This window comes from Micromonospora sp. H33 (assembly GCF_052068455.1).
GTDB lineage: Bacteria > Actinomycetota > Actinomycetes > Mycobacteriales > Micromonosporaceae > Micromonospora.
On record NZ_JBQHDE010000008.1, the window covers coordinates 224,131 to 245,544 of the forward strand.

Below are 21,414 nucleotides of genomic sequence, written 5' to 3' on the forward strand. Positions count from 1 at the left end.
TTATGACATTTCCGATTCGTACCCGAGAAATATTCATAAACACGACGTCCGTGACGCGTCCCACGCCGTGCGGCGCTGTCCCGTGCGCCGCCTTCCCGGCAGGATCGCGGTCATGCATGGTCAATCGATCGAGGCACCCCCGGGCCGGGTGCTCACCCTGGCCGACGCGCCGGGTGGGACGGCCGCCGCCGTGGACGAGCCCGACCTCGGGCACCACGGCGACGTCGAGGCCACTCCGGGCCTGGTCGACCTGGCCGTCAACGTGCGCCGCGCCCCGACGCCCGACTGGCTGGCCGACCCGATCATCGCCGCGCTCGGCGACCTCGCCGCGTACCCGGACCCCGGGCCGGCGCGGGAGGCCGTCGCCGCCCGGCACGGCCGGCCCCCGGCCGAGGTGCTCCTGACCGCCGGGGCCGCCGAGGGCTTCGTGCTGATCGCCCAGGCGCTGCGCGGGGTCCGCCGCCCGGTGGTCGTGCACCCGCAGTTCACCGAGCCCGAGGCCGCCCTGAACGCGGCCGGGCACCGCGTCGAGCGGGTGCTGCTCGACCCGGCCGACGGGTTCCGGCTCGACCCCGCGCGCATCCCGGCCGACGCCGACCTGGTCATGATCGGCAACCCGACCAACCCGACCTCGGTGCTGCACCCCGCCGCCGACCTGGCCGCGCTGGCCCGGCCGGGCCGGGTTCTCGTCGTCGACGAGGCGTTCGCCGACACCACCACGGCCCCCGGCGTCCCCGGCGAGCCGGAGTCGCTCGCCGCCCGCCGGGACCTGCCCGGCCTGCTGGTGGTCCGGAGCCTCACCAAGACCTGGGGGCTGGCCGGGCTGCGGATCGGCTACCTGCTCGGCGACACCGCCCTGCTGGACCGGCTCGCCGCCGTCCAGCCGCTGTGGGCGGTGTCCACACCGGCCCTCGCCGCCGCAACGGCCTGCGCCGGCCCGGCGGCGGTCGAGGCCGAGCGCGCGATCGCCGCCCGCCTCGCGGCCGACCGCGACCACCTGGTCGCGCGCCTGACGGCCCTTCCGGGGGTACGCGTCGCCGGCCGGCCGGCCAGCGCCTTCGTGCTGATCCACGCGCCCGGTGCCGCCGCGGTGCGGGTCGCCCTGCGGGAGCGTGGCTGGGCGGTACGCCGCGGCGACACGTTCCCCGGGCTCGGCCCGGACTGGCTGCGGATCGCCGTCCGCGACCCGGCGACGACCGACGCGTTCATCGAGGTACTGGCGGAGATCCTGGAGGCGTGATGCTGGAGACGACAATCGCGGCGATCGGACCGCTCGACGAGCCGGCGATGGCGGCCGCCCGGGACCTGCAGGGGCGGCTCACCAAGCCGGCCGGCTCGCTCGGCGCTCTGGAGGAGCTGTCCGTACGCCTCGCCGGCCTGGCCGGCGCCTGCCCGCCGCCACTGCCCGAGCCGGCCGCGGTGGCGATCTTCGCCGGCGACCACGGCGTGCACGCCCAGGGCGTCACCCCGTGGCCGCAGGAGGTCACCGCGCAGATGATCGGCAACTTCCTGGCCGGCGGTGCGGTGGTCAACGCGTTCGCCCGGCAGGCCGGTGCCTCGGTCACCGTGGTGGACGTGGGCGTCGCCACACCACCCCTCGCCGGCCCGGGCGCGGACGCCGGTCCCGCACCCCGGCTGGTCGACGCCAACGTCCGGCGCGGCACCCGGGACATGACGGTCGAGGCGGCCCTGACCCGCGACGAGGCCCGTGCCGCTGTCGAGACCGGCGTCCGGGTCGCCGGCGACCTGGTCGACGCCGGGGCGGGCATCCTGCTCACCGGTGACATGGGGATCGGCAACACCACGCCGGCCGCCGCCCTGGTCGCGGCGTTCGCCGGGGTGGACCCGGCCGATGCGACCGGTCGGGGGACCGGGGTCGACGATCCCACGTACCGGCGCAAGATCGAGGTGGTGCGGGCCGCGCTGCGCCGGCACGCCCCCGACCCGGCGGATCCGCTGGGCGTACTGGCAGCGGTGGGCGGCCTGGAGCACGCGGCCCTGGCCGGACTCATCCTGGGTGCCGCGGCCCGGCGCGTCCCGGTGCTGCTGGACGGGGTCATCGCGGTCTCCGCCGCGCTGGCCGCCGCGGCCTTCGCCCCGCACGCCACCGGCGCGATGGTCGCCGGGCACCGCTCGGCCGAACCGGGCGCCACCGTGGCGCTGCACCGGCTCGGGCTGACCCCGCTGATCGACCTCGGGCTGCGCCTCGGCGAGGGCACCGGCGCACTGCTGGCCCTGCCGGTGGTCACCGGCGCGGTGCGCGTGCTGCACGAGGTGGCGACGTTCGACTCGGCGGGGGTGGCCGAGAAGTGAGCGGGCGGACCAGGAAGCTCAGCCGCGCGGCGTCACACGCCGCCGGGCAGCGGGGCGGGGCGGCCGCGTGAGCGCGAACCCGTACCCGCTCGGCCTGCGCCTCGCCGGCCGGCGGGTGGTCGTGGTGGGTGGGGGCGCGGTCGCCACCCGCCGGGTGCCGGCCCTGCTCGACGCGGGCGCGGACGTGTTCCTGGTGGCGCCGGAGCTGACCCCGGCGCTGCGGGCGCACGTCGACGCCGGCCGGCTGCACTGGGCGCGGCGTCGCTTCGTGCCGGACGACCTGGACGGCGCGTGGCTGGTGCAGGTGGCGGTCGACGACCCGATCGCCGCGGCGTCGGTCAGCGCGGCCGCCGCCGAGCGGCGCATCTTCTGCGTCCGCGCCGACGACCGGGCCGCGGCGACGGCCTGGACTCCCGCCGTCACCCGGCACGGCCCGGTGACGGTGGCGGTCCTCGGCGGCGGCGACCCGCGCCGCGCGATGACCGTGCGCGACGCCATCCGCGAGCTGCTGGGCGCGCGGACGGAGTCCTCCCGGACGCCCGCCGTGGCAGGCGGGCCGGCCGGGCAGGGCCTGGCGCCGGCCACGTCGCCGGCCTCCGCGCCAGGGTCGCCGGGCGACACCCTCGGGCGCGTGGCGCTCGTGGGAGCCGGACCCGGCGATCCGGAGCTGATCACCCTGAAGGGGTGGCGGCTGCTCACCGAGGCGGACGTGGTGGTCGCCGACCGGCTGGTCCCCGGGCTGCTCCTGGACGAGCTGCGTCCCGACGTCGAGCTGGTCGACGCCTCCAAGATTCCCTACGGCCCGTCCCGCGGGCAGGAGGAGATCAATCGCATCCTGGTCGACCGGGCGCTCGCCGGGAAGGTCGTGGTACGGCTCAAGGGCGGCGACCCGTACGTCTTCGGTCGCGGCGGCGAGGAGTTGCTGGCGTGCGTGGCGGCGGGTGTGCCGGTGACCGTGGTGCCGGGGGTGACCAGCGCGGTCGCCGTGCCGGCGGCGGCCGGCGTGCCGGTGACGCACCGGGCGGTGGCGCACGAGTTCACCGTGGTGTCCGGGCACGTCGCGCCCGACTCACCCGCCTCCCTGGTGCGCTGGGAGCACCTGGCCGGGCTCCGCGGCACGCTGGTGATCCTGATGGGGTTGAAGAACCTGCCCGCGATCGCCGCCACGTTGGTCGCCCACGGCCGCCCGGCGGACACTCCGGCAGCGGTGGTGCAGGAGGGCACGACCGGCGCGCAGCGGGTGCTCCGTTCGACGCTCGGCACGGTCGCGGCCGACGTCGTCGCCGCGGACCTGCGCCCGCCCGCGGTGGTCGTCGTCGGCGACGTGGTGTCGGTTCTCGCCGCGGCCGGCTGAGCACCCGACCCCTGTCGAGCGCCGCCGACTCGTCCCCTCGTCGGTCAGCCCGGTCGGGACCGCACGTGCGCGACGGCGGCCGGAAGGCGTCCGGCCGCCGTCGTCGGTGTCGTCACTGCTTGAGCATGTTGTCCAGCAGGAGGGCGCAGCGGATCAGGCCGAGGTGGCTGTAGGCCTGGGGGTGGTTGCCCAGCCCCCGTTCGGCGAGGGGGTCGTACTGCTCGGGCAGCAGCCCGGTCGGCCCGGCGGTGTCGATCATCAGGGTGAACAGCTCCTCCGCGTCGGTGCGGCGGCCGGTACGCAGGTACGCCTCGACCAGCCACGACGTGCAGATGTGGAAGCCGCCCTCGCGGCCGGGCAGGCCGTCGTCCCAGTGGTAGCGGTAGACGACCGGGCCGCTGCGCAGGTCCGCCTCGATCTTCAGCACGGTCGACAGGAAGCGCGGGTCGTCGCCGGGAAGCAGACCGGAGAGCCCGATCCAGAGCGAGGACGCGTCACTGTCCTCGTGCCCGTACGCGACGCTGTACGCCTCGGCGTGCTCGTGCCAGCCGTACTCCAGCACGTTGGCACCGATCCGCTCCCGCAGCTCCACCCACTCCGGCCGGTCCTCGCCGCCGTGCTGGCGGACGACGTGCAGCGCCCGGTCGACGGTCATCCAGCACATGACCTTGGAGAAGATGTGGTGCCGGGGTGGGAGGCGGGCCTCCCAGATGCCGTGGTCGGGCTCGTGCCAGCGGCGCCGGACCGCCTCGACCATGTTCTCCAGGACCCGCCACTCGTCGTCGCGGACCGAGCCGCGCGCGTCGGCCACGGCGGCGATCAGGTCGGCGATCGGGCCGAAGACGTCGAGCTGGAGCTGGTGGTTGGCCAGGTTGCCGACCCGGACCGGCCGGGAGCCGGCGTACCCGGGGAGCGTGTCGATGACCGCCTCGGCGCCCAGCTCGTAGCCGTCGACCGTGTAGAGCGGGTGCAGCCGCTCCGGGTGCCCGCCGGTGCGCTCCACGACGCCGTCGATCCAGCGCAGCAGCCCCTCGGCCTCCGCGGTCGAGCCGAGGTCGACGAGGGCACGGGCGGTCATGGCCGCGTCGCGCAGCCAGCAGTAGCGGTAGTCCCAGTTGCGGACACCGCCCAGCTCCTCGGGCAGCGAGGTGGTGGCGGCGGCCAGGATCGAGCCGGTCGGCTCGTGGCAGAGCGCGCGCAGGGTGAGCGCGCTGCGGGCGACCAGGTCCCGGGCGGTGTTCGGGAGCCGCAGCGAGGCCACCCAGTCCTTCCAGGGCTGTTCCGCCGCGGCCTGCCGCTCGTGGATCGGCAACCGGTGGTGCTCCAGGCTGTGCGTGCCGAAGCGCATCTCCAGCAGGACCTGGCCGCCGGCGGCGGAGAGGTCGACGACCGCCTTGGCCGTCTCGTACACGCCGTCGCTGGTGACCTGCCACTCGACGCCGGGTGAGTAGAGCGCGACCGGCTCGTTGGAACCGAGCACCAGCAGGCCGTCGCCGAGCGGTTGCAGCTGGACGGCCACCTGCCCGAACTCCGGCCGGGGGGCGAACTCGAGACGAGCGCGACCCCGGCCGGTGAGGACGCGGACCAGCGTCGAGTCGGCGCTGACGATCGCCGGGCCGTCCGGCGTGGTCTCCGTGTCCGGAATGTCGAGCCAGTCGGTGACGGTCAGGCCGGACCACCGGGTCTCCACGGTCATCGTGCCCGAGCGGTAGCGCTGGCCGAGCGGGATGCCGCCGCGCTCCGGCGCGACGCTGAAGTGCCCGGCGGGGCTGCCGCCGACCAGGTCGGCGAAGATCGCCGCCGAGTCGGGCTTGGGGTTGCAGAGCCAGGTGACCTTGGCCTCGGGGGTGACCAGCGCGACGGTACGCCCGTTGGCCAGCATCGAGTGCCGCTCGATGGGCACGGCCCGCTCGCCGAACAGCCAGTGTCGCCGGGTCTCCAGCAGCAGCCCGAGGGCGCGGGCGGCCTCGATCGGCTCGGCGACCCGGTACTGCGCCTTGGTGTCGCCCGGCCCGATCTTGATGCCGACGTCCGGCCCGTGCAGGTTGCCGAAGGCGTTCTCGTCGGTGACGTCGTCGCCGATGAACAGCACGGCGCTCGCGGAGAGCTGGGTGCGCAACTGGTCGACGGCGGTGCCCTTGTGGGTGGCCACCACCGACAGCTCGATGACCTCCTTGCCCTGGGTGACCGTGACGCCGTCCCAGGTCGCGGGGCCGCTGCGGACCGCCTCGATGGCCGCGGCGGCGGCCTGCGGGTCGACCCCCCGGGTGTGCACCGCGACGCTGGCCGGCTTGCGTTCCAGCCGGACCCCCGGATGGGCGGCGGCGATCTCGCGCAGCGCGTCGCGCAGCCGGGTGCGGACGGCGATCAGCTCGGGGGAGAGCCGCTCGACGAAGCCGATGTCGAACTCGGAGCCGTGGCTGCCGACCAGGTGGACCTCGCTGGGCAGCCGGGACAGCGCGGCCAGGTCGCGCAACGCCCGGCCGGAGACCACCGCCACGGTGGTCTGCGGCAGCGCGGCGAGCGCGCGCACCGCGGCCACCGACTCCGGCAGCGGTACGGCCTTGCTCGGATCCTCGACGATCGGCGCGAGCGTGCCGTCGTAGTCGCAGGCGATGAGCAGCTGCGGGACGCGGGCGATCCGGCCGATCGCGGTGCGCAGCTCCCGGTCCATGCTCCCGGCGGCGGGGGTGACGATGTCGCTGGAGGCGGCGTTCACTCGGCCTCCGTCTCGGGCACACCGAGCTCGGTGAGGAACGACTTCGCCCAGTGCCCCACGTCGTGGGCGCGCAGATGGCGTTGCATTGTCCGCATGCGGCGACGGGCCTCCGGCTTCTCCACGTGTACGGCCCGCAGCAGGGCGTCCTTGACCGCGTCCGGGTCGTGCGGGTTGCACAGGAACGCCTGACGCAGCTCGGTGGCGGCGCCGGCGAACTCACTGAGCACGAGTGCGCCGCCCTGGTCGGCGCGCGATGCGACGTACTCCTTGGCCACCAGATTCATTCCGTCTCGCAGGGGGGTCACCATCATCACGTCGGCGGCGGCGTACATCGCGGCCAGCTCAGTGCGACTGTACGACTGATGGAGATAATGCACCGCCGGGACCCCGACCCTGCCGAATTCGCCATTAATCCGACCAACCTCGCGCTCGACCTTGACGCGAAGTGCCTGGTAGTGCTCCACCCGCTCGCGGCTCGGCGTCGCCACCTGCACCATAACCGCGTCCGGCACTGTCAACTTTCCGTCAGCCAGCAACTCGCGAAACGCCTTGAGCCGCAACTCGATGCCCTTGGTGTAGTCGAGCCGGTCGACGCCCAGGATGATCGTCTTCGGGTTCCCCAGCTCCGCGCGGATCTCCTTGGCCCGCGCCTGGATGGCCGGGTCGGCGGCGAGCCGCTCCATCTCCTTGGTTTCGATCGAGATGGGGAAGGCGCCCGCCTTCACCTGGCGGCCGTTCACCTGGATCATCTGCCCCTCGTAGCGGAGGCCGAGCAGGTGCCGGGCCAGCCGGACGAAGTTCTGCGCCGCCAGCCGCTGCTGGAAGCCCACCAGGTCGGCGCCGAGCAGCCCGCGCAGGATCTCGGTGCGGAACGGCATCTGCATGAACAGCTCGATCGGCGGGAACGGGATGTGCAGGAAGAAGCCGATGCGCAGGTCGGGCCGCAGCTCGCGGAGCATCGCCGGCACCAGCTGGAGCTGGTAGTCCTGCACCCACACGGTCGCGCCCTCGGCCGCGACGTCCGCCGCGGCCTCCGCGAACCGGGCGTTGACCAGGCGGTACGCCTCCCGCCACCGTCGCTTGTAGACCGGCGTCTCGACCGCGTCGTGGTAGAGCGGCCAGATCGTGGCGTTCGACTGCCCCTCGTAGTAGCGCTCCAGCTCGTCCGCGCTCAGCGGCACCGGGTGCAGCCGGATCCCCTCCAGGTCGAACGGCTCGGGCGCGGCCCCGGTGCCGCCGGCCCAGCCGACCCAGGTGCCCTTGTGCTCGGCGAGAACCGGGTGCAACGCGGTGACCAGTCCGCCCGGACTGCGTCGCCACTGCCGCCCCTCGGGCGTGCTCACCTCGTCGACCGGCAGTCGGTTGGCCACTACGACAAAGGAGCTACGGACGGTCACGTTCGGCCACCTCCGGGTGCTGACGGGTCCACCGCAATGAGCGTACTGAGCGTAGCTGCGGCCTCTGAGGCCCCGTGTCGGAGTTACCTACCCGTCCCACGTCCGCCGAACCCGGAACGTGATCTTGCCGACAACGGGCCGCCGCGTACCGCAAGAGGCGGGGTGATGTGGGCGAAGCGCCGCGTACCTGTCAGGATTGGCGACGGCGTGCGTGCGGCCGGGGTCCCGGCCGGCGGCGGCGGGCGGACGTCGCGGCCCGCGCCCGCGCCACAAGCTCGCGACCGCAACCGACGGAGGTAGCCCGCACCGTGGCCCAGTTCATCTACGTCCTGGAAAAGGCGCGCAAGGCGCACGGCGACAAGGTCGTGCTCGACAACGTGACGCTGAACTTCCTGCCGGGGGCCAAGATCGGTGTGGTCGGCCCGAACGGCGCCGGTAAGTCCAGCCTCCTCAAGATCATGGCAGGGTGGGACCGGCCGAGCAACGGCGAGGCCCGGCTGATGCCCGGCTACACCGTCGGCATGCTCGCCCAGGAGCCCCCGCTCAACGACGCCAAGACCGTCCTCGGCAACGTCGAGGAGGCGGTCGCGGAGACCAAGGCCAAGCTGGAGCGGTTCAACAAGATCGCCGAGCAGATGGCCACGGACTACTCCGACGAGCTGATGGAGGAGATGGGCAAGCTCCAGGAGGAGCTGGACCACGCCGACGCCTGGGACATCGACTCCAAGCTCGAACTGGCCATGGACGCGCTGCGCTGCCCGCCGCCGGACGCCGACGTCACCCAGCTCTCCGGTGGTGAGCGTCGCCGGGTCGCGCTCTGCAAGCTGCTGCTGGAGGCGCCCGACCTGCTGCTGCTCGACGAGCCCACCAACCACCTGGACGCGGAGAGCGTCTCCTGGCTGGAGCAGCACCTGGCCAAGTACGCCGGCACCGTCATGGCGATCACCCACGACCGGTACTTCCTCGACAACGTGGCCAACTGGATCCTGGAGCTGGACCGCGGCCGGACCTACCCGTACGAGGGCAACTACTCCACCTACCTGGAGAAGAAGGCCGCCCGGCTGGCCGTCGAGGGCCGGCGTGACGCCAAGATGAAGAAGCGGCTCACCGAGGAGCTGGAGTGGGTGCGCTCCAACGCCAAGGCCCGCCAGACCAAGTCCAAGGCCCGCCTGGACCGGTACGACGAGATGGCCACCGAGGCGGAGAAGACCCGGAAGCTGGACTTCGAGGAGATCCAGATCCCGCCGGGCCCCCGCCTGGGCAGCACCGTCATCGAGGCACACAGCCTGACCAAGGCGTTCGGCGACCGGGTGCTGATCGACAACCTCAGCTTCTCGCTGCCGCGCAACGGCATCGTCGGCATCATCGGCCCGAACGGCGTCGGCAAGACCACCCTGTTCAAGACCATCGTCGGGTTGGAGCAGCCGACCGACGGTCAGGTCCGGGTCGGCGACACGGTCTCGCTGTCGTACGTCGACCAGGCCCGGCAGGGCCTCGACGGTGACAAGACGGTCTGGGAGGTCGTCTCCGACGGGCTCGACCACCTCATGGTCGGCAAGGTCGAGATGCCGTCCCGCGCCTACATCGCCGCGTTCGGCTTCAAGGGCCCGGACCAGCAGAAGCCGACCAAGGTGCTCTCCGGCGGCGAGCGCAACCGGCTCAACCTGGCGCTGACGCTCAAGATCGGCGGCAACGTGATCCTGCTCGACGAGCCGACCAACGACCTGGACGTGGAGACCCTCTCCAGCCTGGAGAACGCGCTGCTGGAGTTCCCCGGCTGCGCCGTGGTCATCTCCCACGACCGGATGTTCCTCGACCGGGTCTCCACGCACATCCTGGCCTGGGAGGGCGACGACCAGAACCCGGCCAAGTGGTTCTGGTTCGAGGGCAACTTCGAGGCGTACGAGAAGAACAAGATCGACCGCCTCGGCGCGGAGGCCGCCCGGCCGCACCGGGTGACCTACCGCAAGCTGACCCGCGACTGAGCATGGCGGACCGTTTCGTCTACCACTGCACGCTGCGGTGGTCCGACCTGGATGCGTACGGCCACGTCAACAACTCGCGCTTCCTCACGCTGTACGAGGAGGCGCGGGTGGCGTTGATGTTCGCCGGTGGCCGGGCGTGGGGAGTGGGCTCGTTCGCCGACGGAGTGGTGATCCGCCGGCACGAGATCGACTACCTGCGGCCCGTCGACTACGCCCTCGGCCGGGCCACCGCGGAGGCGGCCCCGACCGTGCGGATCGAGATGTGGGTGGCCGAGATCCGGGCGGCCGCGTTCACCGTCGCGTACGAGATGTACGACGGCGACCGCCTCGTCAGCCGCGCCCGGTCGGTGCTGGTGCCGTTCGACCTCGCCCGGCAACTGCCCCGGCGGCTGTCGCCGGAGGAGCGCGAGTTCCTGCTCACGTACGCCCCGCCGGGCGGCCCGGCGTGACCGGTCCGGACACCGCCGGCCGGGAGAACGCCGGGGTGGCCGGTCACGGGCTGGCCGGCGTCGCCGACGCGGGCGCGTTCCTGGCCCGGCTGGTCCGGCTGGACCGGGCGGCGCTGGTACGGCTGCGGCCGGCCGGCGCCCCGGACCGCACCGCCCTGTGGGCGCGCCTGCCGTGGGGAGTGCTGGTGGTCCGTACGGTGGCCGGAGCCGGCCCGGGCGACGTCACCGTGGCGGCCGGCGAGTTGCTGGGGGAGCTGACGGCTGGGGGTGCGGCGCTGCCCGCCCGGCGGGACGCCCAGTGGCGCTGGCCGTTGCCGCCGGCGGCCAGCCGGCCGGTGGAGACCCTGCCGTCCGCCGAGGTGCGCCGGGTGGCGTCGGCCGCCGCGGACGCCCTGCGGGACGCCTCGGCGCACGGGGTGGGCGGACGGGCGGTCGGGCAGCGCGCCCTGCGCGACGCCCTCCTCGACCACGTGCCGGTGGTCGTCACCCCGGACGACCCGCCCGGCGAGCCGGTCGAGGTCTCCCAGCGGTTGGTCCAAGGCGTGGTGCGCATGGGATTCCTGGGCGGGGACGAGACGGCCGGCGGGGTGCAGGTGCGCGCCGTCGGTCGATGGGTCGGCCTGGTGGGCCCGTACGGAGCCGCATGGTCGCAGACGGCGACGGATCTTGCCGTCCGGCCGGCATCCAATCACCCGTTCGGATGACCCCCAGTCATTCTTCTGGGCTGGGGCTGTCGTTGGGGGGATGCTTCCGCCCGGCTGTCCGGGTACCGTCCATCCTCGGATCCAACGCACCGTAGGCGACTGGATCCGCTGGGGAGTGAGGTGCGCGAGCGATGCCGTGGTGGTCATGGCGCCCCGGTCCCGCCAACGGCGGCGGTGACCCGGACAGTCGAAGCGGGATCACAGTGGAAGGCACCGTCCGGGTCGGGCCCCCGACCCCCCGTCAGCCGGGGGACAACTGCCCGGGTGCCGACCGTCCCCCGATCGCCGACATGCCGGCCACGGTCGCGCCGGTGACGCTCAGCCGGGTCTGCGACGCGCTCGACCTGCTCGACGTGCGCTACCTGGCCGACGGCGACGGAAACCTGCTGGCGATGTGGGAGCGGCACGCCGTCCTGGTGACGCTCGAGGGCCCGGAGGACGAGATCCTGGTGATGCGGGCGCGTCCACACGCGACGGTCCCGCCGGACTGGGAGGACCGGGCCTACCGCGTCGTCAACGAGTGGAACCACACCCGCCGCTTCTGCAAGGCGTACATCGGCGACCCGACGGAGCGCGGCCAACTCCCCATCTACGCGGAGCTCCAGGTGCCGTTCAGCGCCGGGGCGCACGACGCGCTCCTGGTCGAGATGCTCGACTGCGGGGCGGCGGTGGCCACCAGCTTCGTCGACTGGCTGCACGACGAGGGCGCCCTGCTCTGAGAGCCCTGTCGGGCTCTCCGGCCGCCCACGCCCGCTCCGGTCACTCCGGCGCGGCCGGGTCCTCCATCACGTTCACCATGAAGTACGCGGCCCGCTCCAGGTACTCCCAGAGCGCGGCGGCGAGGTGGGGCGGCAGGTCCAGCCGGTCCACGGCGCGCCGCATGTGCCGCAGCCACGCGTCCCGCTCGGCGGCCCCGATCCGGAACGGTGCGTGCCGCATCCGCAGGCGCGGGTGCCCCCGCTGGGCGGAGTACGTGTTCGGGCCGCCCCAGTACTGCATCAGGAACAGGGTCATCCGGTCCGCCGCCGGCCCCAGGTCCTCCTCGGGGTACATCGGGCGCAGCAGCGGGTCGGTGGCGACGCCCGCGTAGAACTCGTCCACCAGCCTGCGGAATGTCGGCTCCCCGCCGACCGCCTCGAAGAAGGTCGTCGGCGCACCGGACTCAGCTGTGGGATTCACCGTTCCATCCTGCCAGGTGCCCCGGTGCCGGTCCGGCGCCGCCCGCTGTGGGCCGGGTCACCGCCGTCGCGGGGTCGGCCAGGTCACCGCGTGCCGGTGGCGCCCCGACTCGCCCGGCCGGCCGCCGTCCGGTGATCCCCGGCGCCGCGACCGCCCGCCCGGGGCCGACCCGGCCCGGCGGCTGAGCGGGACGGTTGCGGATCGGGTCGCGGCGCGCCCGTCGTGCCGTCGGACTCCGCGTCCGGCCGGCCACCCTGCTGGGCGGCGGTGACCGCCGCGTCGACGGTGGCCGGGCTCGGCCAGCTCAGCGCGGCGAGGGTCATCAGCAGGACACCCGTCGCGCTCCAGACCCCGACCACGAGCGGGATGGAGAACCGCTCGGCGAGCAGACCGGTCACCAGGACCGCAAACCCCTGGATCACCTGGATGCCGGTCGCCATGACGCCAAAGGCCCGCGCGCGGAAGCCGTCCGGCAGGGCCCGCACGAACAGGCCGTTGGCCATCGGCAGCATGCCGGCGACGGCGAACCCGCACGCGGCGGCCAGCAGCGCCACCACCAGCGGTGGCGGGTCGAACAGGGCGGGGACCAGCGTCAGGGGGGCCAGGACGGCCAGTGGCCGCATCAGCGCCAGCCGCCGGGCCGGTGCGATCGCGCGGCCGACGATCAGGCCGCCGAGGATGAACCCGACCGGATTGGCGGCCATGATGACCGCCTGGGCGGCACCCCGCTCCATGTCGTCGCTGTGCCGGCCCGCCCACCCCGCTGCGAGGCCCTCCGGAACGATGGAGAACAGCATCGCGCTGAACACCAGGATCGCGATGGCGCGCAGCACCGGGGTGCCGAACACGATCCGGAAGCCCTCACCGGTCTCCCGCAGCAGGTGGCTGCGGTGTGCGGCGGTCATGGCGGGCGGCCGGTCGGCCACGCCGAAGCGGAGCAGGACGGCCGACGCGCCGAAGGTCGCCGCGTTGACCAGCAGGGCGGCGGCGGGGTTCGCCGCGGCGATCGCGGCGCCGGCCAGATATCCCACCACCTGCGCGGCCTGACCGACGCTGGCGTTCACGGACAGACCGACCACGAGGCGGTCACCGCTCAGGATGAGCGGCATGAGCGCCGACCGCGCGGCCTGGCTCGGCGGGTTGGCCAGGGTGGCGAGGAAGAGCAGGGCCAGGATCGCCGGGCTCGGCATCCAGGGGATCGCGATGATCAGCAGCAGCGCCATCCGGACCAGGTCGCACGTGACCATGACCCGCCGGTACGGGTGCCGCTCGGCGAGCGTCGCGAGCAGCGGACCGCCGACGAGCCAGGGCAGGTAGCTGACGGCGAACGCGGCGGCGGAGAGCGCCACCGACTCGGTCTCCCGGTAGATCAGCAGGGTGACGGCGGCCTTCGCGATGTAGTCGCCGATCCAGCCCAGCGTGCTCGCCGTGAAGACGGCCCGGTACTCGCGTTGGGCGAACACCTCGCGGAAGGTGGCCGGCCCTTCCGGAGAAGGCCGCTCGTCGGACACCGTCGCCTCCATCGTTCCGCTGGACCGGCCACTCGTGATGGCCCGGCCTGGGAACCGTCGTCAGATCTGCCGATCAGCGAGGACGTGATCACGCTCCGAGGGGGAGCGTGTGCACCGGATTCTGCCCGAAAGTCCGACAACTGGCTAGGCCGGACGGGTTGATCGTCGCATCGCCGACTGAACGAACGGACGATACCCGAGGGGTCGGCCGGCCGGAACCCCCGCTGTTCCGGTCAGGTTGCGCCGCCGACCCCGGTCTCGCCGGGCGCCCGTGCCGGTAGGCCCGGGTAGAGCCGGGCGGCGGCGATCTTGGCGGTGATGCCGGAGTTCTCCAGGGCCTCGGCCAGCCGGCGACGCAGCTCCCGGCCGACCGCGAACTGCCCGTCGGCCGTCGTCTTCACCACCGTACGGATGACCGCGCCCTCCACCGTCATCTGCTCGACGCCCAGCACCTCCGGTGCCTCGACGATCTCCGGCGCGAGTTCCGGGTCCAGCGCGACCGAGGCGGCGGCCGTCCGCAGCACCGCCGTCGCCTCCTCGGTGCTGGCGAAGCCGATCGGCAGGTCGACGACGACCAGCGCCCAGCCCTGGCTCTTGTTGCCGACCCGGACGATCTCGCCGTTGCGGATGTACCAGAGCACGCCCCGCCCGTCCCGGACCGTCGTCACCCGCAGCCCGACCGACTCCACCACGCCGGTGGCCTCGCCGAGGTCGACGGTGTCGCCCACGCCGTACTGGTCCTCGATCAACATGAACAGGCCGGCGATCAGGTCCTTCACCAGGCTCTGCGCGCCGAAGCCCAGCGCCACGCCGGCGATGCCCGCACTGGCGAGCAGCGGCGCCAGGTCGAAGCTGAACTCCTTGAGCACCATCAGCAGCGCGATGCCGAAGATGAACGCGGTGGAGAGGCTGCGCAGCACGGATCCGATCGCCTCGGCCCGCTGGCGCCGCCGCTCGGGGACGAACTCGCCCGGCTCCGTCGCCGCCGTGGGGATCCGTTCCCGCAGCGGCCGCAGCATGGTGGGTACGCCGGCGTCGCTGGTCGTACGGACGAGCCGGCTGATCGTCCGGTGCACCAGCCACCGGGCCGCCACGGCCAGCAGCACGATCACGATGATGCGCAGCGGCTTGATCAGGATCCAGTAGCTGCCCTCCGCGAACCAGATGGACCCGGTCAGCTCCCAGGCGCCGCGGCAGACCGTCTCGTCCAGGCACTCCGGGCTCGGGGTCTCCTGGGGAGCGGGAGTCGGTGCGGCCGACACGATCGACACGATGGAGGCATCCACCCTGTCTTCGTACCGCAAGGGGCCGGACCGCTGCCCGGCGACCCGCCACGGCGTGACCCGGCGAGGTCGTGATCAGGGCGAACCGGTCATCGGCGGCAGGGGCGGGGAAAGCTTCGGTGGGGGAGCCCGGATTAGTACGTGCAATCCGGGGTCTTATCAGGGACGATGGGCGCACGGACGTCGGTGATCCGGGCCGGCGTCGGCCGGTGGGTCGCTGCGCCCGTTTTCCGGCCGGCGGTGGCGAGCAGGGGCCGCTGAACCGGGAGGGTGAGCGCGATGCCTGACATACGACCCATGGTGGGCTCCGGCGCGCTCGTCCTCAACGCCACCTACGAGCCCCTGTGTGTCGTGTCCGTCCGTCGTGCCGCCATCCTCGTGCTCTCCGCCAAAGCCGTCTGCGTCGCCGACGGCGACGGCGTCCTGCACAGCGCCCGCAACTCGCTGCCGGTGCCCTCGGTCGTCCGGCTCACCCGCTTCGTCCGGGTGCCGTACCGCACGCACGTCGGCCTCTCCCGGCGGGCGATCTTCGCCCGGGACGGCTGGCGCTGCGCCTACTGCCGGGGCCCGGCGGAGACCATCGACCACGTCTTCCCCCGCAGCCGGGGGGGCCGGCACGCGTGGGAGAACGTGGTGGCGGCCTGCGCCCGGTGCAACCACACGAAGGGCGACAAGACCCCCGCCGAGCTGGGCTGGCGGCTGCACGCGCTGCCGGCCGCCCCGAAGGGCACGGCCTGGCGGGTGCTCGGCCACCGGGCGCCCGACCCCCGCTGGGCGGACTGGCTCGACCTGCGCGAGCCCGAGGCGGCCTGACCGGCCGGAGCGGGTCGGGCTCACGGCGGGCGCGCCTGGACCAGCGAGGCGAACACCACCACGTTGTCGGCGTAGCCGGTCTCGCCGCCGACCCACCGGCCACCGCAGGTCACCAACCGCAGGTTGGGGCGGCTGAAGTCGCCGAAGACCTGGTCGGCCGGGAACCGCTGCTTGTCGAACCGCTCCACCGAGTTGACCTCGAACACCGCCACCGTGCGGTCGGAGCGGATCACCTCCACCTGGTCGCCCGCGCCCAGGGAGCGCAGCCCGTGGAAGACGGCCGGGCCGGTGGTGGTGTCCACGTGGCCGACGATGACGGCCGGGCCGTACTGCCCCGGTGTCGGACCCTGGTCGTACCAGCCGGCCTCCTGGGCGCGGTCCGCGTCCGGGGCCGCGATGGTGCCGTCCGGGGCGAGTCCCACGGTGTGCACCGGGGCCGCCACGTCGATCGAGTCGATCTCGATGGCGACGGGTGGGCTCGCCGGCAGCACCGGGAACTTCTTCGGCGGCGGCCGCAGGCCGGCGATGAACCGGTCCGGCAGCACGCTCATCCCGGTGACCCGCTCCACCCCGAGCATCGCGATGATCAGCACCATGAGCGTCCCGATCACCAGGACCGGGACCCCCGGGTTCCGGGAGGGCACCAGCCGCCGGCCGGCGGCCACCCAGCGGTGGCGCGGGCGCGCCGGCAGCGGCCCGGCCGCCGGGTCGGTGGTGGCGACGCTGGCGGCGACGGCCTGCCCGGCGACCCGCCGCAGCCGGCGGGCGGTCGCGCCGGCCAGCCGGGCGGAGGCCCGCAGGGCCCGCCGGGTGGTGGCCCCCGCCCGAGCCCGCCGGGTGGTGGCCCCCGCCCGAGCCCGCCGGGTGGTGGCCCCCGCCCGAGCCCGCCGGGTGGCCGCCCGGGCCCGGGCTGATCGGGTACGCCTGTGCGCTTCGGCCATGGCGGGTGGTGGACGTCAGGCGCCGGCCCCGGAACGGCGGCTGCCGAAGAAGCCGAATCCGACGGCGAGCGCCACCGCGGCGATGCCACCGATCAGTAGCAGCGAACCGGGCCCGCCGGCGGTGCCGCCACCCCCGGTCGCCGGCCCCTTCGTCGGCTGCTGCATGTTCAGCACCGTCAGCGTCGTGTTCGCGGTGTTGCCGTTGTCGCAGCGCAGGTCCACCGGATAGTCGCCGGGCTCCTTGCTGCCCGGGATGGTGACCTGGCCGGTGAGGAAGCCGTTGTCCGGCCGCAGGACCACCCGCCCGAAGGCGTCCGAGTGCACGGTGGCCTGGCGGTTGTTGGCGTTGTCGCAGCTGGCCCGGATGCTGACCCGGGTGCCCGCCTGCGCCGGGTTCGGCGTCACCTCGACGAAGGTGTTCTCGCCGGCCCGCACGGGCGCGGCTCCGACCAGGACGAACGCCGCGACCAACGCCAGCATGGCGAGTACGCGATGACCCCGCATGATTCCCCCTCCCGGTGACGACCACCGGAACCCCTCCCCGGGTGACGGCCCTGCTTTCCCGCTGGCTCCGGGGCAAACCCTCAGCGCCTGCCGGATGGGGCGGGTGGGGGCAGTGGGGTGACGGGGTGCCAGTCCAGCGGGGTGGAGAGGACCATCGTGCTGGACGGCTGGCCGTACGGGGCGAGCCGGTCGATGACGGCCTCGAACTCCCCGATCGACCCGGCCGCGACCTTCAGCACGCTGCACGCGTCCCCGGTGATCCGGTGGATCTCCAGGATCTCCGGCCAGTCGGCGACGTGGGGGTCGTGCAGGATGCACCGGGCCCCGTAGCAGGACATCCGGATCAGCGCCACCACCGTCCGCCCGGCCCGGCTCAGGTCGACGTGCGCGTGGTAGCCGGTGATCACGCCCGACTCCTCCAGCCGGCGTACGCGCTCGGCCACCGCGGGCGGGGAGAGGTGCACCCGCCGGGACAGCTCGCTGTACGACAGCCGGGCGTCGGCCTGCAGTTCGCGCAGCAGCGCCCAGTCCATCTCGTCCACGCAGTGACCTTACGTTCTCCAACCGGATCCGCGCCATCGCCTTGCGATCAACAGGCGATTGAGTGGGAGAGCCGTTGAACTGGCATTCCGTTTGCCGTTCCCACCACGGCATCATGTCGCTCATCCGGCAGTGTCGCCGGATCAGCGGCAAGTGGAGGGAGCGGACCGGTGGAACGGACGGACCTGCGGGCGGCCACCGGGGCGGCGGTGCGGCCGGTCACCCCGCGACAGCGGGCCGCGCGCGCCGCCCGCAACGGTGGCGAGCCGACGTTGGAGTTCGGCGGGCGGGTCCCGTACGACGCGTACGTGCAGGCCAGCACGCTGCACCGGTTGCAGTCGCCGCTGAGCGACGACCCGGGCGAGATGTCCTTCCTCATGGTCAGCCAGATCATGGAGCTGTACTTCGGGCTGACCTGCCACGAGCTGCGCGAGGCCCAGCGCCTGCTGCGGGCCGACCGGATCTGGGACGCCCTGGCCCCGCTGCGCCGCGCCGCCCTGCACCTGGAGGGCCTGAACGCCGCCTGGAAGGGGCTCCGCTGGATGACCCCGGCCGACTTCAACCGGTTCCGCAACCTGCTCGGTGAGGGCTCCGGCTTCCAGTCGGCCATGTACCGGCACCTGGAGTTCCTGCTCGGGCTCCGGGACGAGGCGCTGATCCGGCCGTTCCGCCGGGAGACCGAGGTGTACGCCGAGCTGCGCGCCGCCCTGGCGGCCCCGAGCCTCTGGGACGACGTGGTCGCGCTGCTCGCCCGGCACGGGCACGAGATCCCCGCCGAGCTGCTCGACCGGGACCTCACCGGCGAGCACCAGCCGCACCCCGCCGTCGAGGCGGCCTGGGTGCGGATCTACGACGAGGAAGCCGGGCCGGACAACCACCTCCGCCTGCTCGGCGAGGCGCTGACCGAGGTGGCCGAGCAGTTCGGCGACTGGCGGTGGAACCACATCAAGGCCGTACAGCGCACGATGGGCGCCAAGGTCGGCAGCGGCGGCTCCGCCGGACTGGCGTGGCTTCAGCGCAGCATGGCCCGGGTGGTCTTCCCGGAGCTGTGGTCGGCCCGGACCGCGATGTGACCGAAGGACGAGACACCCCGTGACGAGCACCGAAGACGAAGCCCTCCGCCTCGACGCCGACGACCCCGGTCACCGGCACCTGTTCCACGTCCCGCCCGCGGACGGCGGCCGCTACCCGGAGGCCGCGTACCTGGCCGGCAATTCGCTGGGCCTGCAGCCCCGGGCCACCCGGGAGGAACTCCTCACCGACCTGGACGCCTGGCGGCGGCTGGGCGTGGAGGGGCACCTGGAGGCCGAGCGGCCGTGGCTGCCGTACCACGAGCTGTTGACGGCGCCCGCCGCGCGACTGGTCGGCGCCCGGCCGGCGGAGGTCGTGGTGATGAACTCCCTCACCGTCAACCTCCACCTGCTGATGGTCAGCTTCTACCGGCCGGCCGGGGCCCGCACCCGCATCGTCATCGAGGACACCGCCTTCCCGTCGGACAGTTACGCCGTCCGCAGCCAGGCCCGCTTCCACGGCCTCGACCCGGACGCGACGGTGGTGCGGTTGCGCCCGCGTCCCGGCGAGGACACCCTGCGCACCGCCGACGTCCTCGACTTCCTCGCGACCGAGGGCGACACGGTCGCGCTGGTGCTGCTCGGCGGCGTGAACTACCTGACCGGCGAACTGATGGACATCCCGGCGATCACCGCGGCCGGCCGGGCGGCCGGCGCCGTCGTCGGATGGGACCTGGCGCACGCCGCCGGCAACGTGCCGCTGCGCCTGCACGACTGGGACGTGGACTTCGCGGCCTGGTGCTCGTACAAGTACCTGAACTCCGGGCCGGGCGCGTTGGCCGGTGTGTTCGTGCACGAGCGCCACCTCGGCGACCCGGCGCTGCCCCGCTTTGAGGGCTGGTGGAGCACCGAGGCGGCGACCCGCTTCGAGATGACGCCGGTCTCCCGGCCACCGGCCACCGTGGAGGCCTGGCAGGTCTCCAACCCGCCGATCTTCGCCATGGGCCCGGTGCGCACCTCGCTGGAACTCTTCGACTCGGTCGGCATGCCGGCGCTGCGGGAGCGCAGCGTGCGGCTCACCGGCTACCTGGAGCGGCTGCTGGACGAGGTGACCCCCGGCCGGCCGCTGACCGTGGTCACCCCGCGCGACCCGGCCCGGCGCGGCGCCCAGCTCTCGGTGCGGATCGGCACCGGCAGCGCCGCCGGGCTGGCCAAGCGCCTGCGGCACGAGCACGGGGTGATCGCCGACGCCCGGGAGCCGGACATCGTCCGGTTCGCCCCGGTGCCGCTCTACTGCTCGTACCACGACTGCTGGCGGGTGGCGGACGCGCTGGCCGCGACCGTGGAGGTCTCCTCATGACCCCCGAACGGGACGAGATCGCCGTCGTCGGCGCCGGCCTCGCCGGCTGTCTGCTCGCCTGCTTCCTGGCGCGGCGCGGCTACCGGGTCGCCCTCTACGAGCGCCGGCCGGACCCGCGTACCGGGAAGGTCGAGCGGGGTCGGTCGATCAACCTGGCGCTGTCCGAGCGCGGGCTGGACGCGCTGCGCCGGATCGGGCTGGACACCCAGGTGATGGCGGACGCGCTGCCGATGCGCGGCCGGATGATCCACCCGGTGGCGGGGGAGCCGCAGTTCCAGTCGTACAGCGCGGCCGGCGACCGGGCGATCAACTCGATCAGCCGGGGTGCGCTGAACAACGCCCTGCTGGACGCCGCCACCGCGCTGCCCGGCGTGCGGGTCGCCTTCGACCACCGGCTGGTCGGCCTCGATCCGGCCACCGGGGAGATGACCTTCGAGACGCCGCAGGGCAAGGTCATGGCCACCGCGCCGGTCGTGCTGGGCGCCGACGGCGCCGGCTCCGCCGTACGCGGCCAACTCCTCGGGCACGGGCTGCTGCGCGAGAGTCTGGACTTCCTCGACTACGGCTACAAGGAGCTGACCATCCCGCCGCTGGGCGGGGACTTCGCGCTCGACCCGGAGGCGCTGCACATCTGGCCGCGGGGCACCTCGATGATGATCGCGCTGCCCAACCCGGACCGCTCCTTCACCTGCACGCTCTTCTGGCCCACCCACGGCACCGCGAGCTTCGCCTCGCTGGGCAGCCCGGCGGCCGTCGAGCGGCACTTCGCACAGCACTACCCCGACCTGCTGCCACTCGCGCCGAACCTGGTCGACGACTACCAGCACAACCCGGTCGGGGTGCTCGGCACGGTCCGCTGCGACCCGTGGCAGGTGACCGGACGGGTCGGCCTGCTCGGCGACGCGGCGCACGCCATCGTGCCGTTCTACGGCCAGGGCGCCAACTGCGCGTTCGAGGACGTGGTGGAGCTGGACCGCTGCCTCGACGAGTGCGCCGACGACTGGTCCGCCGCGCTGCCGCTGTTCCAGCGGCGCCGGCAGGACAACGCCGAGGCGATCGCCCAGATGGCCCTGGCCAACTTCGTGGAGATGCGCGACAAGGTCGCCTCGCCGCTGTTCCAGCTCGGCCGCCGGGTCGAGCACGCACTGGAGCGGACCCTGCCCGGCCGGTACGTTTCCCGGTACGAGCTGGTGTCCTTCTCGACCACCCCGTACGCCGAGGTGCGCCGCCGGGTCCGTTGGCAGCACCGGGTGCTCGGTGCCGTCACCGCAGGGGCGGCTCTGCTGCTGGCCGGGGCGGTCGGGTCCGTGCTACGCCGAGGGAGGCGTCGATGACCGGCTGGGACCCCCGGC

General features: G+C 73.7%; 19 protein-coding genes. 11 read left to right on the plus strand and 8 right to left on the minus strand.

The window, feature by feature from the left end; genetic code table 11:
- The first annotated feature begins 112 nt into the window (after positions 1-112).
- From cobC to cobA, 3 genes are all read left to right on the plus strand, one after another.
- Positions 113-1,240 (plus strand): Rv2231c family pyridoxal phosphate-dependent protein CobC, encoded by a 1,128-nt coding sequence (gene cobC / locus ACTMS0_RS19615; RefSeq protein ID WP_441156660.1) that lies wholly within the window; start codon positions 113-115, stop codon positions 1,238-1,240.
- Positions 1,240-2,313, plus strand: coding sequence for a nicotinate-nucleotide--dimethylbenzimidazole phosphoribosyltransferase (gene cobT / locus ACTMS0_RS19620; RefSeq protein ID WP_441156661.1), 1,074 nt, complete (start codon positions 1,240-1,242; stop codon positions 2,311-2,313). The genes cobC and cobT overlap by 1 nt, the downstream gene beginning before the upstream one ends.
- 67 nt (positions 2,314-2,380) lie before the next feature.
- Complete coding sequence (gene cobA, locus ACTMS0_RS19625; RefSeq protein WP_441156662.1) at positions 2,381-3,667, plus strand: uroporphyrinogen-III C-methyltransferase; 1,287 nt, start codon at positions 2,381-2,383, stop codon at positions 3,665-3,667.
- A 112-nt stretch (positions 3,668-3,779) separates the two neighbouring features.
- On the opposite strand, the gene otsB is transcribed toward cobA, so the two are convergent.
- Entirely contained in the window at positions 3,780-6,341 is a 2,562-nt protein-coding gene (otsB, locus tag ACTMS0_RS19630) for a trehalose-phosphatase (protein WP_441156707.1), read from the minus strand.
- A 41-nt stretch (positions 6,342-6,382) separates the two neighbouring features.
- Positions 6,383-7,783 carry an alpha,alpha-trehalose-phosphate synthase (UDP-forming) gene (locus ACTMS0_RS19635; protein WP_441156663.1) on the minus strand — a complete coding sequence of 467 codons (1,401 nt, stop codon included), beginning with the start codon at positions 7,781-7,783 and terminating at the stop codon, positions 6,383-6,385.
- Between the two features lie 308 nt (positions 7,784-8,091).
- Between ACTMS0_RS19635 and ettA the strand changes: the two genes are divergently transcribed.
- The 4 genes from ettA (at position 8,092) to ACTMS0_RS19655 (ending at position 11,640) form a co-directional block, all read left to right on the plus strand.
- Positions 8,092-9,768, plus strand: a complete 1,677-nt coding sequence (ettA, locus tag ACTMS0_RS19640; RefSeq protein ID WP_441156664.1) for an energy-dependent translational throttle protein EttA — start codon at positions 8,092-8,094, stop codon at positions 9,766-9,768.
- Positions 9,769-9,770: 2 nt separating this feature from the next.
- The gene (locus tag ACTMS0_RS19645) at positions 9,771-10,217 is read left to right on the plus strand and encodes an acyl-CoA thioesterase (RefSeq protein WP_441156665.1); all 447 of its coding nucleotides are present in this window, start codon (positions 9,771-9,773) and stop codon (positions 10,215-10,217) included.
- The gene (locus tag ACTMS0_RS19650; RefSeq protein WP_441156666.1) at positions 10,214-10,921 is read left to right on the plus strand and encodes a hypothetical protein; all 708 of its coding nucleotides are present in this window, start codon (positions 10,214-10,216) and stop codon (positions 10,919-10,921) included. The genes ACTMS0_RS19645 and ACTMS0_RS19650 overlap by 4 nt, the downstream gene beginning before the upstream one ends.
- Before the next feature lie 131 nt (positions 10,922-11,052).
- The gene (locus ACTMS0_RS19655; protein ID WP_168001499.1) at positions 11,053-11,640 is read left to right on the plus strand and encodes a YbjN domain-containing protein; all 588 of its coding nucleotides are present in this window, start codon (positions 11,053-11,055) and stop codon (positions 11,638-11,640) included.
- 40 nt (positions 11,641-11,680) lie between these two features.
- On the opposite strand, the gene ACTMS0_RS19660 is transcribed toward ACTMS0_RS19655, so the two are convergent.
- From ACTMS0_RS19660 to ACTMS0_RS19670, 3 genes are all read right to left on the minus strand, one after another.
- The gene (locus ACTMS0_RS19660; RefSeq protein WP_441156667.1) at positions 11,681-12,100 is read right to left on the minus strand and encodes a globin; all 420 of its coding nucleotides are present in this window, start codon (positions 12,098-12,100) and stop codon (positions 11,681-11,683) included.
- An 83-nt stretch (positions 12,101-12,183) separates the two neighbouring features.
- Positions 12,184-13,623, minus strand: a complete 1,440-nt coding sequence (locus ACTMS0_RS19665) for an MFS transporter (protein WP_441156668.1) — start codon at positions 13,621-13,623, stop codon at positions 12,184-12,186.
- Between the two features lie 221 nt (positions 13,624-13,844).
- Entirely contained in the window at positions 13,845-14,897 is a 1,053-nt protein-coding gene (locus tag ACTMS0_RS19670; protein ID WP_441156669.1) for a mechanosensitive ion channel family protein, read from the minus strand.
- Positions 14,898-15,173: 276 nt separating this feature from the next.
- On the opposite strand from ACTMS0_RS19670, the gene ACTMS0_RS19675 reads away from it, so the two are divergent.
- Positions 15,174-15,707 carry an HNH endonuclease gene (locus ACTMS0_RS19675; protein ID WP_111135019.1) on the plus strand — a complete coding sequence of 178 codons (534 nt, stop codon included), beginning with the start codon at positions 15,174-15,176 and terminating at the stop codon, positions 15,705-15,707.
- A 20-nt stretch (positions 15,708-15,727) separates the two neighbouring features.
- Here ACTMS0_RS19675 and ACTMS0_RS19680 read toward each other — a convergent pair whose 3' ends face one another.
- The 3 genes from ACTMS0_RS19680 to ACTMS0_RS19690 form a co-directional block, all read right to left on the minus strand.
- Positions 15,728-16,507 (minus strand): class F sortase, encoded by a 780-nt coding sequence (locus ACTMS0_RS19680; protein WP_441156708.1) that lies wholly within the window; start codon positions 16,505-16,507, stop codon positions 15,728-15,730.
- A gap of 156 nt (positions 16,508-16,663) precedes the next feature.
- Entirely contained in the window at positions 16,664-17,128 is a 465-nt protein-coding gene (locus tag ACTMS0_RS19685) for a hypothetical protein (protein ID WP_441156709.1), read from the minus strand.
- A gap of 104 nt (positions 17,129-17,232) precedes the next feature.
- The gene (locus ACTMS0_RS19690) at positions 17,233-17,694 is read right to left on the minus strand and encodes an Lrp/AsnC family transcriptional regulator (protein WP_441156670.1); all 462 of its coding nucleotides are present in this window, start codon (positions 17,692-17,694) and stop codon (positions 17,233-17,235) included.
- Between the two features lie 168 nt (positions 17,695-17,862).
- On the opposite strand from ACTMS0_RS19690, the gene ACTMS0_RS19695 reads away from it, so the two are divergent.
- The 3 genes from ACTMS0_RS19695 to ACTMS0_RS19705 are packed head-to-tail and all read left to right on the plus strand — an operon-like array spanning position 17,863 to position 21,396.
- Positions 17,863-18,765 (plus strand): tryptophan 2,3-dioxygenase, encoded by a 903-nt coding sequence (locus ACTMS0_RS19695; RefSeq protein WP_441156671.1) that lies wholly within the window; start codon positions 17,863-17,865, stop codon positions 18,763-18,765.
- Between the two features lie 19 nt (positions 18,766-18,784).
- A complete protein-coding gene (gene kynU / locus ACTMS0_RS19700) occupies positions 18,785-20,062 on the plus strand; it encodes a kynureninase (protein WP_441156672.1) in 1,278 nt (425 codons plus the stop codon).
- Positions 20,059-21,396, plus strand: a complete 1,338-nt coding sequence (locus ACTMS0_RS19705; protein WP_441156673.1) for an FAD-dependent oxidoreductase — start codon at positions 20,059-20,061, stop codon at positions 21,394-21,396. The genes kynU and ACTMS0_RS19705 overlap by 4 nt, the downstream gene beginning before the upstream one ends.
- Positions 21,397-21,414: the final 18 nt, after the last annotated feature.

Excerpts from the sequence above, each read along its gene's own strand:
- cobC (WP_441156660.1), top strand. The coding sequence starts at position 113 with ATGCATGGTCAATCGATCGAGGCACCCCCGGGCCGGGTGCTCACCCTG.
- cobT (WP_441156661.1), top strand. The coding sequence starts at position 1,240 with ATGCTGGAGACGACAATCGCGGCGATCGGACCGCTCGACGAGCCGGCG.
- otsB (WP_441156707.1), bottom strand. The coding sequence starts at position 6,341 with ATGGACCGGGAGCTGCGCACCGCGATCGGCCGGATCGCCCGCGTCCCG.
- ACTMS0_RS19645 (WP_441156665.1), top strand. The coding sequence starts at position 9,771 with ATGGCGGACCGTTTCGTCTACCACTGCACGCTGCGGTGGTCCGACCTG.
- ACTMS0_RS19655 (WP_168001499.1), top strand. The coding sequence starts at position 11,053 with ATGCCGTGGTGGTCATGGCGCCCCGGTCCCGCCAACGGCGGCGGTGAC.
- ACTMS0_RS19665 (WP_441156668.1), bottom strand. The coding sequence starts at position 13,623 with ATGGAGGCGACGGTGTCCGACGAGCGGCCTTCTCCGGAAGGGCCGGCC.
- ACTMS0_RS19675 (WP_111135019.1), top strand. The coding sequence starts at position 15,174 with ATGCCTGACATACGACCCATGGTGGGCTCCGGCGCGCTCGTCCTCAAC.
- ACTMS0_RS19685 (WP_441156709.1), bottom strand. The coding sequence starts at position 17,128 with ATGCTGGCGTTGGTCGCGGCGTTCGTCCTGGTCGGAGCCGCGCCCGTG.
- ACTMS0_RS19705 (WP_441156673.1), top strand. The coding sequence starts at position 20,059 with ATGACCCCCGAACGGGACGAGATCGCCGTCGTCGGCGCCGGCCTCGCC.